The organism is Blastomonas sp. 34TW (assembly GCF_059803595.1).
Genome location: NZ_JAPFGW010000002.1, coordinates 200,070 through 212,553 on the forward strand (window position 1 = coordinate 200,070; position 12,484 = coordinate 212,553).

The following is a 12,484-nucleotide window of genomic DNA, read 5'->3' on the forward strand; positions in this document are numbered from 1 at the left end:
GGATGCCATCACAATTAGGGAGCCGGGGGCGAAGCTGCAAGCCGCGCCGCGCGCCGCGCCTCGGGCAGGCGCACCAGCACCAGCGCGACGCCGATCAGGACCATCCCGATCGTGTCGGTGAGCGACAATGTCTCGCCGAACACCCGCCAGCCGATCAGCGCCGCGATCGCTGGCTGGCTGAGCAGCGCGATGCCCAGCACCACCGGAGAGAAATGGCTGACCGCATAGACCATCGCCCCCTGGCCGAAGAGCTGGCACACCAGGGCGAGCAGCAGGACGGGCGTCCAGTCGGTCGGCCAGACCGGTTCGCCCAGCAGCAGGGCGATGCCAAGCATCGGGCCGATGCCGAAGATCGTCGACCAGACCAGCACCGACCAGCTGCCCATTTCGCCCCGGACGTGGCGGATGCTGAGCAGATAGATCACGTAGAGCACGCCCGCGAGCAGGCAGAAAAGATCGCCGACGAGGTTGCGGACATCGAGCTCGTAACTGCTGCCCATCAGCAACCCTGCGCCCAGGATCGCGAATGCCACTGCGCCCAGTTCCGCCCGGTGCGGCCAGACGCGGCTGATGATGAAGCCGTAGACGACCAGCATCACGCTGCCCATGTTGCCGAACAGCGTCGAGTTGGCGAGCTTGGTGCGTTCGATGCCGAAATTCCAGCTGGCGAGATCCAGCGCGAAGGCGATGCCGCTCAACACCAGCAGCCACCAGATCGACGATCGGTAACCGGCCAGTGGCTCGCGCTGCTGCAATGCGATGACGATCAGCACCGGCAGCGCCAGCGTCAGCCGCCAGAAACCGGCGGAGACCGGCCCGGTATCGGCCATGCGCACAAACAGCGGCCCGGTGGCGAGCGCGACATTGGCGAGGATCAGCGCGAGGATCGCGAGAATCCCGCCCCGCTCGGTTGCTTTTGTCATCATCGGCCTTTAGCCATTCGGTTAAACGCTGTCGCGGGGCTTTTCCCGATGGCGCGCGAAGGAGAGATGCTGCCCATGCCCACCCTGTTCGATCCTGTCCAGCTTGGCGCGATCAGCTGCCCCAACCGCATCCTGATGGCGCCGCTCACCCGCTGCCGCGCGACACGTGCGCACGTGCCGGTGCCGCTGATGGGCGAATATTATGCGCAGCGCGCCAGTGCAGGGCTGATCATCTCCGAAGCCACGGGGATCAGCCCGGAAGGGCTGGGCACGCCCTATGCGCCTGGCATCTGGAACGACGAGCAGGTTGAAGGCTGGAAGCCGGTGGTCGAGCGCGTGCACCAGGCTGGCGGGCGGATCATCTGCCAGCTTTGGCATATGGGGCGGCTGGTGCATCCCGATTTCAATGGCGGTAAGCCCCCGGTCTCGGCATCTGCGACGCGGTTCGACTATCACGCGCATACTTATGAAGGCACCAAGCCCTATGAGACCGCGCGCGCGCTCGGGGTCGGCGAAATCCCGCGCATTCTCGACGATTATGCCCGCGCGACCGAGAATGCGCGGCGCGCCGGTTTCGACGGCGTACAGATTCACGCGGCCAATGGCTATCTGATCGACCAGTTCCTGCGCTCCTCGTCCAACCTGCGCGACGACGATTATGGCGGTGAAATCGAGAACCGCATCCGCCTGCTGGGCGAGGTCGCCGAGCGGCTGGTCGGCGTGTGGAGCCACGACCATGTCTCGGTGCGCCTGTCGCCCAATGGCGAGACGCAGGGGGTGAACGACGCGACGCCGGAGGCGACCTTCACCGCAGCCGCCGCGCTGCTCGACAAGATCGGCATCGCGTTCCTCGAGCTGCGTGAGCCGCCGATGGACGGCACTTTCGGCGCGAGCGACGTGCCGCCGGTGAGCCCACATATCCGCAAGGTGTTCTCCGGCCCGCTGGTGCTCAACAGCGACTATGACCACGACAAGGCGGTCGCCGCGATGGCGGGCGGAATTCCCGATGCTATCAGCTTCGGTCGCACCTTCCTCGCCAATCCGGACCTTCCCGCTCGCCTGGCGGTGAATGCGCCGCTGACCCCCGACAATCCCGCGCGCTGGTATGGCAGCTCACCCGAGGGCTATACCGATTATCCGACGATGGAAGAGCAGGGGATCGTGCCCGAGACTGCTGCCGCATCATGATCGCCAGTGGCCAGCCCTGGCTGATCAGCGCGGTGCTGCTCGGCACGGCGCTGATCCTGCTGCTGGCCGAAGCGCTGTTTCCGCGCCGCCGCCGCAGCCTGCCGGTGGCGCGGCGCTGGCCCGCGCATCTGGGCTTCGTGGTGGTCAACATGCCGGTCGAGCGCGGCGTGCAGGCGCTCCTCTTCATCGCGCTGTTCGGTGCGGTGACGGGCTATCAGCCGCAGCCCGATTTCGGCCTGCTGCCGATGACCGGGCTGCCCGGCTGGGCGCAGGGGGTGCTCGCCATCCTGCTGCTCGATCTGGCGGTCTGGGCGCAGCACTGGGCGACGCACCGCGTTCCGCTGCTCTGGCGGCTGCACCGGGTCCACCATGCCGATCGCGATCTCGACATGTCGACCGCCTTGCGCTTCCATCCGCTCGAAATCGGGTTGTCGATGCTGTTCAAGATGGGGGTCGCGCTCGCGCTCGGTGCGCCGCTCTGGGCTTTGATCGTGTTCGAGCTGCTTCTCGCGCTGCTGCCGATGTTCAACCATGCCAATCTGGCGCTGCCGCTGTGGCTCGACGCCGTGCTTCGGCTCGTCATTGTCACGCCCGACATGCACCGCGTGCACCACAGCACCCGGCGGATCGAGCATGACAGCAATTATGGCTTCTGCCTCTCGATCTGGGACCGGCTCCTTGGCACCTATCGCGCGCGGCCGAGCGGCGGGCATGACGCGATGAGCATCGGTCTTGTTGACTATCCCGGGCAGGAGACTGCGCGCTTTGGCTGGGCGATGCGGCTGCCGTTCCGCTGAGCACAGCAACAAAACATTGAAATGAAAGCCGAAACGCCCAATTGGGGCGGACAAGCCTGCCGATCACCGGGGGCGGGGAGAGCGCGACGACCATGCCCTTGCTGAGCAACATCCTGGCCGAACGGCAAAGCTTCGTCACGCATCTCGAATGCTCGATGACTGGCGAGCGCTACGCGGCCGATCAGGTGCATGGGCTGTCGCGCGTCGGGCGGCCGCTGCTGGTGCGCTATGACCTGCCCGCCATCGCCGCGCATCTCGACCGTGACGAACTGGAGCGGCGCGAGACAGATTTGTGGCGCTGGCGGGAGCTGCTGCCGGTGCGCGCGGCGCGTAACATCGTCAGCCTGGGCGAGATCGAGACGCCGCTGGTGCCGCTTCCCCGGGCAGGCGGGGCGAACGTGCTGGTCAAGGACGAGGGGCGGTTGCCCACCGGATCGTTCAAGGCGCGCGGGCTGGTCATGGCGGTATCGATGGCCAAGGCACTGGGCGTGATGCGCATCGCCATGCCGACCAACGGCAATGCGGGCGCGGCGCTCGCCGCCTATGCCACGCGCTGCGGCATCGAGACGGTGGTCTTCTGCCCCGACGACACGCCAGAGATCAACGTGCGCGAGATCGCGCTGCAGGGCGCGCGGGTATGGCGCGTCAACGGGCTGATCGATGATTGCGGCGCGATCGTTGCCGAAGGCGCGAAACAGGGCCGCTGGTACGATGTTTCGACGCTCAAGGAGCCGTACCGGATCGAGGGCAAGAAGACGATGGGGCTGGAGCTCGCCGCGCAGTTCGGCTGGCAGTTGCCCGATGCGATCTTCTATCCCACCGGCGGCGGCACCGGGCTGATCGGCATGTGGAAGGCGTTCGACGAGCTCGAGGCCCTGGGCTGGATCGGCCCCGAGCGGCCCAAGATGTTTGCGGTCCAGGCCTCGGGCTGCGCGCCGATCGTCAAGGCGTTCGACGACGGGGTGGAACATGCCGAACGCTGGGAAAATGCCGAGACCATCGCGGCCGGCATCCGCGTGCCCCGCGCGGTCGGCGATTTCCTGATCCTGCGCGCGGTGCGCGAAAGCGGCGGCAAGGCGCTGGCGGTGGGCGATGACGCGATCGAGTGCGCGGTGGTGCAGGCGGCTAAGCAGGAGGGGTTGCTGCTCTGCCCCGAAGGCGGCGCGACGCTCGCGGCCTATCACGATGCGCTCGCCGCCGGGCTTGTCGGCAAGGGCGACCGGGTGGTGCTGTTCAATTGCGCGACGGGTCTCAAATACCCGATGCCCGACGATTCGCGCACGCTTGATCGCCACGCGCAAATCGATTTCGACGTGCTCTAGAGCATTTTCAAGTTGACCGTTTACGGTCAACGGCTCGGAAAATGCGGCATCCAAAAACAAGAGCGTTTTCGCTCAATGTGAAAACGCTCTAGGTTTCTCCCAATCCCGTCATTCCCGCGAACGCGGGAATCCCGCTTGTCCTGCAACCGTTGCGCGGGAGCGGGACCCCCGCGTTCGCGGGGGTGACGGTCATGGATTGCTTTAAAATCGTTATAGCGGGAACGCCTGGCGGATCGCCAGCAGTCGCCGCAGCGCACGGCCGAGCGGCAGTTCCTCGGACATACCCATGCCGCCGTGCAACTGGATCGCCTGCTTGCCGACCTCGACCCCGTCCTCGCTGACCGCGCGATAGGCGGCGCGCGCGGCGCGGGTGGCGGCTTCGGCATCGCCGGCGGCATCGTGCGTCACCGCCTCGTAGACCAGCGAGCGCGCCTGATCGAAGGCGACCTGCATGTCGACCATGCGGTGCTGAAGCACCTGGAACGAGGCGAGCGGCACGCCGAACTGCTTGCGGTCCATGGTATAGGCCTGGGTGGCGAGGCACACGCGGCGCATGATGCCGGTGCCTTCCGCCGCAAGCAGCAGGCGTGCCTTGTCGATCACCTTTTCCAGCGCCTCAGCCGCCGCGCCCGGGCCGAGCAGCAGAGCATCTGCGCCCAGTGCTGCGCCGTCGAGCTTCACATCGGCGACCCAATGGTCGTCGCGCAGACGATAGGGGGTGACGGTAACGCCCGCACCATCGGCGGGGACGAGGAACAGGCCAAGGCCCGCCGAACCGCTGCCCGGCTCGCCCTCGATCCGCGCGAGCACGATGATCGTTTCGGCCGCCGCCGCGCCATGGGCGAACGACTTGTGGCCGGTGAGCGTCCAGCCGTCGCCGCTCTTGCTGGCGGTCGCTTCGCAATACCAGATGTCGTGCCGGGCGCGCGGCTCGTGCAGCGCCACGCCGACCGGCGCGCCGCCCGAGACGATGCCCTCGATCAGGTCGCTGCGGGCCTGCGATTCCGGGCTGGCGGCGATCAGGCCCCCGGCGAGAATGGTGCTGGCGAGCACGGGCTCGACCACCAGGCCTTCGCCCAGCACCTCGAACAGGCTGACGCAATCGCCAAGCCCCGACTGGCCCTCGGCCTGCAGACCGCCATCGGCTTCGGAAAAAGGCAGCATCAGCCATCCGGCCTCGGCCATCTCGGCCCAGAGCGCGGTGTTGAGCGGGCTCTCGCCCATCTGGCCGAGCCTGTCATCGGCATAATGTTTCTGGGTGAAGCGGCGGGCGCTGTCGATCAGCAGCTGCTGGTCATCATTGGGTGCGAACATGGGTGTGAAATCCTGAATATCCGCCTGGCGCGGATCGGGTGATCCGCGCCAGGTCTGATGCGTACGTCCCTCGACTGCGCTCGGGACAAACGGATGGTGGGACTGGTCCTCAGATCCCTGCGGCCATCATCTTGGCGAGAATGTTCTTCTGCACCTCGTTGGTGCCGCCATAGATCGATTGGGCGCGGCCGAAGAGGAAGACCGACATCGCGTGCTCGCCTTCCTGGCCATAGGGGTGGACCGGATCGTTCGCCGGGCGCGGCAGTGCCGCCGGTCCCGCTATATCCAGCGCCAGTTCGGACACGTCCTGCGACAGCTCGGTGCCGAGCAGCTTCAAGGGCGCGACCAGCCGCATCGCCTCGGCCGACTGGCTCGGTGCCTCGAGTGCGCGCGCCTCGAGTGCGGCCAGCTTGGCGAGCCGCTGCTCGAGCGAATCGAGCCGCTGCGCGATCACCGGATCGTTGATCGGCGGGTTGATGAAATGCTCGACCGAGCTCGCCCATTCGCGCAGGCGGATCAGGTCACCGGTGGTGCGAGCGACCCCGGCAATGCCGGCACGCTCGTTGCCGAGCAGGAACTTGGCATAGGTCCAGCCGTCATTCTCGTTGCCGACCAGGTTCTTCACCGGCACGCGCACATCGGTGAAGAACACCTCGTTCAAATGGTGCATTCCGTCGATCGTGCGGATCGGGCGCACCTCGATGCCGGGCGTGTTCATATCGATGAGCAGGAAGGAAATACCGTTCTGCTGCTTCACCTCGGTATTGGTGCGCACCAGGCAGAAGATCCAGTCGGCCCAATGGCCCTGCGTGGTCCAGGTCTTCTGGCCGTTGACGACATAATGGTCGCCGTCGCGCACCGCGCGCGTCTTCAGGCTGGCAAGGTCCGATCCCGCGCCCGGCTCCGAATAGCCCTGGCACCAGAAACGGGTGCCGTTGATGATATGCGGCAGATGCTCGGCCTTCTGCTCTTCGGTGCCGAAGGTGTAGATGACCGGGCCGACCATGGTCAGGCCGAACGGGCTGTACGACGGCGCGCCTGCCTTGGTCGATTCATCGGCAAAGATGCGCTTCTTGGCGAGCGACCATTCGCAGCCGCCATATTGCTTGGGCCAGCCGGGGGCGCCCCAGCCGCGCTTGGCCTTGACGCCCTGCCACCAGGCGGTCAGTTCCTTGCTGCTATTGGCAAAGCCGTCTGCGGCGAAGCGCTTTTCGGGCGGCAGCTCGGCATCGAGAAACGCGCGAACCTCGGCGCGGAAGCTCTCCAGGTCTTCGTCTTCGGTCATGATCCTCACCTTGTCCTGAACGGGATTGTTGGGCGCTAATCTGCACCCCCATCACCCAAATGCAAGCCGCGATGCCAAGAAACTGACGCATTGGCGCGATAGCATGATAGGCTTGGCAATGCGGTACCGGAGCTGACGCTACGGCGCACTAAGGTCAGGCGAAAGGACGCAGGAAATGGGCAATTCGGCACCCGGCGCGCAGCCGGTCGACAGCAGCGATCCCTATGCCCGGCTGGAACAGACATTCCCGGTGCTGAGCGAGGACATGGCTGGCCGAATCGCGCGTTTCGGGCATCGCGAGACGCTGGCCGACGGCGATCATGTCTTCCATCGCGGCGAGCGCGGGGTCGATTTCTTCCTCGTGCACACCGGAGAGATCGAGATCATCGACCATGGCGATCATGGCGAGGAGGGCATCGTCCACCGCCATTGCGCGCGCCAGTTCACCGGCGAGCTCGACCTGTTCAACGACCGCAAGATCCTGGTCAGCGGACGCGCGGTGGGGCCGACCGAGGTGATCCGGGTTCCGCGCCCCGATTTCCGCCGGCTGATCGTCGCCGAACCCGATATCGGCGAGATCATCATGCGCGCCTTCATCCTGCGCCGCGTCGCGCTGATGCAGCATCAGCAGGGTGCGGTGACGCTGGTCGGCCCGGCGCGCAGCGCCGATACGGTGCGGATCAACGCGTTCCTGACGCGCAACGGCTATCCGCACCGCACGATCGATTCGACGGCCGATCCCGATGCGGCGGCGTTTCTCGAAGGCTTCGGCCTCAGCGATGCCGACCTGCCGGTGGTGATTTCCGAAGAGCAGATCCTGCGCAACCCCAGCACGCACGATCTGGCCGATGCGCTCGGCGTCGCGGTGGCGATCGACCAGCAGCGGCTGCACGACCTGATCGTGGTGGGCGCAGGGCCGGCGGGGCTGGCGGCGGCGGTCTATGCCGCATCCGAAGGGCTCGACACGCTGATCGTCGAATCGACCGCACCCGGCGGTCAGGCGGGGACGAGCAGCAAGATCGAGAATTATCTGGGCTTTCCCACCGGCATCTCTGGCCAGGCGCTGGCGGGACGCGCGCAGGTGCAGGCGCAGAAATTCGGCGCGCGGCTCGCGGTCTCGCGCGCGGCGACCGGGCTCGATTGCAGCGGCGGTCATTTTCGGCTGCAGCTCGAGGACGGCACGGTGGCCGAGGCGCGCGCGGTGGTCGCGGCGACCGGCGCGCGCTATCGCAAGCTCGACCTGCCCGACTATGCCCGATTCGAAGGCGCGGGCGTCTATTATGCCGCGACCGCGATGGAGGCCCAGCTCTGCGCCGACCGGGCGGTCGTGGTGGTCGGCGGCGGCAACTCTGCGGGGCAGGCGGCGGTCTATATGTCGCGCTTTGCCGCGCATGTGCACATCCTCGTGCGCAGCGAAGGGCTGGCCGCGACCATGTCGAGCTATCTGATCGACCGGATCATGGCATCGGATGCGATCACGCTGCACCCGTTCAGCGAGGTCTGTGCGCTGTCGGGCGACACCCATCTGGAAGGGCTCGCCTGGCGCGACCGGCGCAGCGGCGAGGAGACGCGGATCGAGGCGGGCGCGCTGTTCGTGATGATCGGCGCGCAGCCGTGTTCGGACTGGCTGCAGGGCTGCGCCAATCTCGACGAGGCGGGGTTCATCCTGACCGGCGACGGCTGCTCACCGTTCGAGACCAGCCGCCCCGGCCTGTTCGCAGTCGGCGATGTCCGCTCGGGCTCGGTCAAGCGCGTGGCCTCGGGCGTCGGCGAGGGATCGGTGGTGATCCAGGCGGTCCACCGCTTCATCGAGCGGCAGAAGACCGACGCAATGGGGTGCGGAAAGGCGTAAATCCTCCCCCAGCAAGCTGTGGGAGGATTTTGGAGGCGTCACCGATCCTTATATTCCGGTGCGCGCTTCTCCATGAACGCCCGCCTCGCCTCGGCATAATCCTCGGTCATGCTGAGCAGGATCTGCTGCCGGTCCTCGAGCGCGAGCGCGGCTTCGAAGCCCGGCGCGTCGATATTGCGGTTCAGCGCATCCTTGCTGAGCCTGAGGCCCATCGGGCTCGCCAGCAGCATGTCGGCGGCGAGCGCCTCGGCCCTGGCGAGCATGTCCTCGGGCGCGGCAATCTCGCTGACGAACCCGGCCGCCAGCGCGCGCTCGGCCCCGACGAAGCGGCCCGACAGGATCATCTCGGCGGCGAGCGAGCTGCCCACCAGCCGCGGCAGGAAATAGCTCGACCCCATGTCGCAACCGCCAAGTCCGATGCGGATATAGGCGGCGTTCATGCGGAAATCGGGGGTGCAATAGCGCACGTCGCTTGCAAGCAGCAGCGACATGCCGCCGCCGCACGCCGCCCCTTGCGCACAGGCGATGAGCGGCTGCGGGCAGGCGCGCATCAGCTGCATCACCGTGGCGATCGCGCGCTGGGTGCGCCAACCGCCATGCACCGCGCCTTCGTCCTCGCGCTGCGTCCAGCCCTTGAGGTCGAGCCCGGCGCAGAACGCCCGGCCCTCGGCGCGCAGGATGACGACACGGACTGCGTGCCGCTCTACCAGGCCCCGAAAATAGTCCTGCAGCGCCATGATCATCGGCTCGTCCATCGCATTGAGCGCTTGCGGACGGTTGAGCGTCACGGTCTCGACCGCGCCCTGGGTGGTGATCACAATCGGGTTGCTCATCGGCCCTTGTCCTCTCATGGCGTCCTCTCCTGCCGCCAGATGCCCCGTAATGGGCCGCAGCGGTCTTGCGATGGTTAATCCGGTTTCAAGCTTCTGCTCGCCGGGCTAGACGCCATGGCCTGCCGAAAATGGCAATCCGACGTCAACCAGAAAGGTGTCCTGCCGCAATGCTGTCCTCGATCACCCAGCGCCTGAGGGGCCGGTCCGCCGGTGAGATCGTGCGGCTGATCGGGCACAATATCGTCTATCATGCCCGCGCCATGACCCCCCAGGCGCGGCAGCGGGACCGCAGCTTCCAGGCGTTCGACGAGCAATGGGGCACCGATACCTTCGCGATGCGCGAGCTGCACACGCTCAGCGTCGATCCGGCGCTTGCGGCGCATGCCCGGCGCTATCAGGCGAGCAACGGCGCCAACATGCCGACCTGGTTCGCTGACCTGAAGGTGGATTTCGCGCGCACCGCGTTCATCGATTATGGCTGCGGCAAGGGTCGCGCGGTGCTCGAGGCGGCGCGCTTCCCCTTCGCCCGCGCGATCGGCGTCGAATTCGCGCCCGAGCTGGTCGATATCGCGCTCAGCAACCGCGACATCATGGCGGGCAAGGGCGCGCTCTCCGCGCCGACGCAGTTCCTGTGCATGGATGCGGCGCGCTACCAGCCGCCTGCCGATCTCGATCTGGTCTGCTTCTTCTACGATCCTTTCGACGATAGCGTGATGGCGCCGGTGGTCGACAGGCTCACCGCGCTGACCCAGCCGGTATCGGTCATCTATCTGGAGCCCCATTGCATCGGGCAGTTCCGCCGGTCGGGCCATTGGGCCGAGGGGCAAAGCGTGGACAATCTGGTGCTGCGCAATCCGGCTGCCCAGGCGCTCTGACGCTGCGGCAGATGGCGCCCGGATACCGTGGTTAATCGGCATCTCATCTTCGAAATCATGATCTTAAGTCGTCATCCACTTGCCTTTTGTCTGTGCCAATGCTTAACATCGAACCAGGGGCGAGGTTTGCTGATTTCATAATGAAGCGGTTTATCCTTGCGGGATTTCGCGCTGGACGATCGTCCGGTTTTAGCCGTCTGTGATCCGGTGCACATTGCCGGATCGGGGTGCTGCTAACCGGTCGTTCCCGCACGGATTCCCGACGTTCCGAGGCGGGGTCGCACCCTCTCAATCCCTTCGGGGTAGTGGAACATTTGAACCGCATGGCGATGTGGCGGACTTGGGGCAGAATGCGCGGTCGGCAGGCCGTGATGGCCCGTGCGTGCCTTTCAGCTTTCGGGGCAGCCTTGCTGCTTCCCGCGCCGCTGGCAGCGCAGGCGCTGCCTGGCGCCGTGCGCCCTCCCGCCGGAACGTTCGAGCGCGAGAACCGCGCCGCCGAGGTGCCGCTTTCGACCCCACGCACCCCCTTCACCATCGATCGCCCGCGCACCGACCCGAACAGCGTCGACGATACCCAAAAGGTGCGCGTCACGAAATTCCGCATCACCGGCTTCAACTATCTTGACGAGGATCGGCTGCAGGCGCCGCTCAAGCCGTTCCTGGGCCAGGATCTGACGCTCGCCGACATCTATCGCGCCGCCGACCTGCTCACCCGCGTCTATGCCGACGCCGGTTTTGCATTGTCCTTCGCCATCGTGCCCGAACAGGAGGTGAAGGACGGGGTCGTCGTGCTGCAGGTGGTCGAGGGCAGCGTCGATGCGCTCGAAATCCAGCTCAAGTCGAGCGCCGGACTGGCCGGCAAGACCCGGCTGACCGAGATGGTGCGTCGCCGCTTCACCCCGCTGATCAAGCGCGGGCCGGTGATGGTCGACGATCTGGAACGCGCGATCCTGACCACGGGCGACCTGGGGGGGCTCGACGTGTCGGTCGTCGTGCGCCCTTCGGAGGCGACGCCGGGTGCGGCCAATCTGCTGGTCGTGGTCAATCTCGATCCGCTCGAGGTCGAAGCACAGTTCGACAATCGCATTCGCGACAATCTGGGCGAGCGCCGCTATCGCGCCGGGGCGACCGCCAATTCGGTGCTGGTGCCGGGCGATCAGCTCGTGGCCGATGTCCGCGCGACGCTGCCGACCGACGGCTTCGTTTCGGGCTTCGTCCAGTATAGCGCGCCGATTACCGATGACGGGCTGACGGGCACGGTCAGCTATTCGCGCGCCCGGTCGCGCGCAGTCCGCGGTTTCCTGTCGATCCTGCAGTTCCGCGGCGAGGAAGAGGTGATCCGCGCAGGGCTCAGCTATCCGCTTCGCCGAACGCGCAATTCCAGCCTGATCGTCGGGCTGGAAGGCACCGCGATCAATTCGGACAGCGGCATTTTCGGCGTCACGCTGATCGACGATCGCAGCCGCTTCTACGAGCTTTACGGCAGCTATGACTGGGCCGCCACCGATGGCAGCGTCGGGCTGTTCCGGCTGGGATTGTCGCAAGGGATCAACGGTCTGGGCGCCACCGGGCGGTTCAATCCGCTGCGCAGCCGGACGCAGGGCGATCCCGAATTCACCGCGCTCAACGGCTCGCTGGTGTGGACCGCGCCGCTCTATGGAACGGCGCGCGTGCGGGTGAGTGCCGAAGCGCAGATCGGTCTGAATGGCGGCGCTTCGGCCTCGCGCGAGTGCAATTTCGGCGGCGACCAGTTCGGCCGCGCCTATGATTACGGTGCGGCGGGCGGCGACCATTGCATCAATGTCGCGATGGAAGTGAACGATCGGCTGAGCGTCGGCGGCGTGACCGTCCAGCCCTTCCTGTTCGTCGATGCGGGCATATTGCGTCAGAGCGGGCGGCTCGATTTCGCCGAGCTGCGCGTGACGGAACTGTGGTCGGCCGGTGGCGGATCGCGCATCGCGCTGCCCTACGGCCTGTTCGGTGAAATCTATGCTGCCTGGCCCGGCAAGTCGCGCTTCACTCCCGATGGCAGCAGCGATCCGCGCATCTTCTTCTCGATCGGAGCGACGCGATGAGCCTGTATCGCAAACGGGGC

General features: G+C 66.4%; 10 protein-coding genes. 6 read left to right on the forward strand and 4 right to left on the reverse strand.

The window, feature by feature from the left end:
- Nucleotides 1-14: 14 nt before the first annotated feature.
- The gene (locus tag OPU69_RS04180; protein WP_498509447.1) at nt 15-926 is read right to left on the reverse strand and encodes a DMT family transporter; all 912 of its coding nucleotides are present in this window, start codon (nt 924-926) and stop codon (nt 15-17) included.
- 72 nt (nt 927-998) lie between these two features.
- Here OPU69_RS04180 and OPU69_RS04185 point away from each other — a divergent pair, with 72 nt between their 5' ends.
- The 3 genes from OPU69_RS04185 (at nt 999) to OPU69_RS04195 (ending at nt 4,230) form a co-directional block, all read left to right on the forward strand.
- Entirely contained in the window at nt 999-2,111 is a 1,113-nt protein-coding gene (locus OPU69_RS04185; protein WP_060979468.1) for an alkene reductase, read from the forward strand.
- Complete coding sequence (locus OPU69_RS04190; RefSeq protein WP_498509448.1) at nt 2,108-2,908, forward strand: sterol desaturase family protein; 801 nt, start codon at nt 2,108-2,110, stop codon at nt 2,906-2,908. Before OPU69_RS04185 ends, OPU69_RS04190 begins: the two co-directional genes overlap by 4 nt.
- A gap of 92 nt (nt 2,909-3,000) precedes the next feature.
- Nucleotides 3,001-4,230, forward strand: coding sequence for a threonine synthase (locus OPU69_RS04195; protein ID WP_498509449.1), 1,230 nt, complete (start codon nt 3,001-3,003; stop codon nt 4,228-4,230).
- A gap of 210 nt (nt 4,231-4,440) precedes the next feature.
- Here the strand turns inward: OPU69_RS04195 and OPU69_RS04200 are convergent, their stop codons facing one another.
- Both OPU69_RS04200 and OPU69_RS04205 read right to left on the reverse strand, forming a co-directional pair.
- A complete protein-coding gene (locus tag OPU69_RS04200) occupies nt 4,441-5,544 on the reverse strand; it encodes an acyl-CoA dehydrogenase family protein (RefSeq protein ID WP_498509450.1) in 1,104 nt (367 codons plus the stop codon).
- Between the two features lie 109 nt (nt 5,545-5,653).
- Nucleotides 5,654-6,829, reverse strand: a complete 1,176-nt coding sequence (locus tag OPU69_RS04205; protein ID WP_060979458.1) for an acyl-CoA dehydrogenase family protein — start codon at nt 6,827-6,829, stop codon at nt 5,654-5,656.
- A 175-nt stretch (nt 6,830-7,004) separates the two neighbouring features.
- Between OPU69_RS04205 and OPU69_RS04210 the strand changes: the two genes are divergently transcribed.
- The gene (locus OPU69_RS04210; protein WP_498509451.1) at nt 7,005-8,681 is read left to right on the forward strand and encodes an FAD-dependent oxidoreductase; all 1,677 of its coding nucleotides are present in this window, start codon (nt 7,005-7,007) and stop codon (nt 8,679-8,681) included.
- A gap of 38 nt (nt 8,682-8,719) precedes the next feature.
- Here OPU69_RS04210 and OPU69_RS04215 read toward each other — a convergent pair whose 3' ends face one another.
- A complete protein-coding gene (locus OPU69_RS04215; RefSeq protein ID WP_498509452.1) occupies nt 8,720-9,514 on the reverse strand; it encodes an enoyl-CoA hydratase/isomerase family protein in 795 nt (264 codons plus the stop codon).
- Between the two features lie 167 nt (nt 9,515-9,681).
- On the opposite strand from OPU69_RS04215, the gene OPU69_RS04220 reads away from it, so the two are divergent.
- Both OPU69_RS04220 and OPU69_RS04225 read left to right on the forward strand, forming a co-directional pair.
- Nucleotides 9,682-10,389, forward strand: a complete 708-nt coding sequence (locus OPU69_RS04220) for a class I SAM-dependent methyltransferase (protein ID WP_060979461.1) — start codon at nt 9,682-9,684, stop codon at nt 10,387-10,389.
- A gap of 350 nt (nt 10,390-10,739) precedes the next feature.
- Nucleotides 10,740-12,464 (forward strand): ShlB/FhaC/HecB family hemolysin secretion/activation protein, encoded by a 1,725-nt coding sequence (locus OPU69_RS04225; RefSeq protein WP_498509453.1) that lies wholly within the window; start codon nt 10,740-10,742, stop codon nt 12,462-12,464.
- The last annotated feature ends 20 nt before the right edge of the window (nt 12,465-12,484 follow it).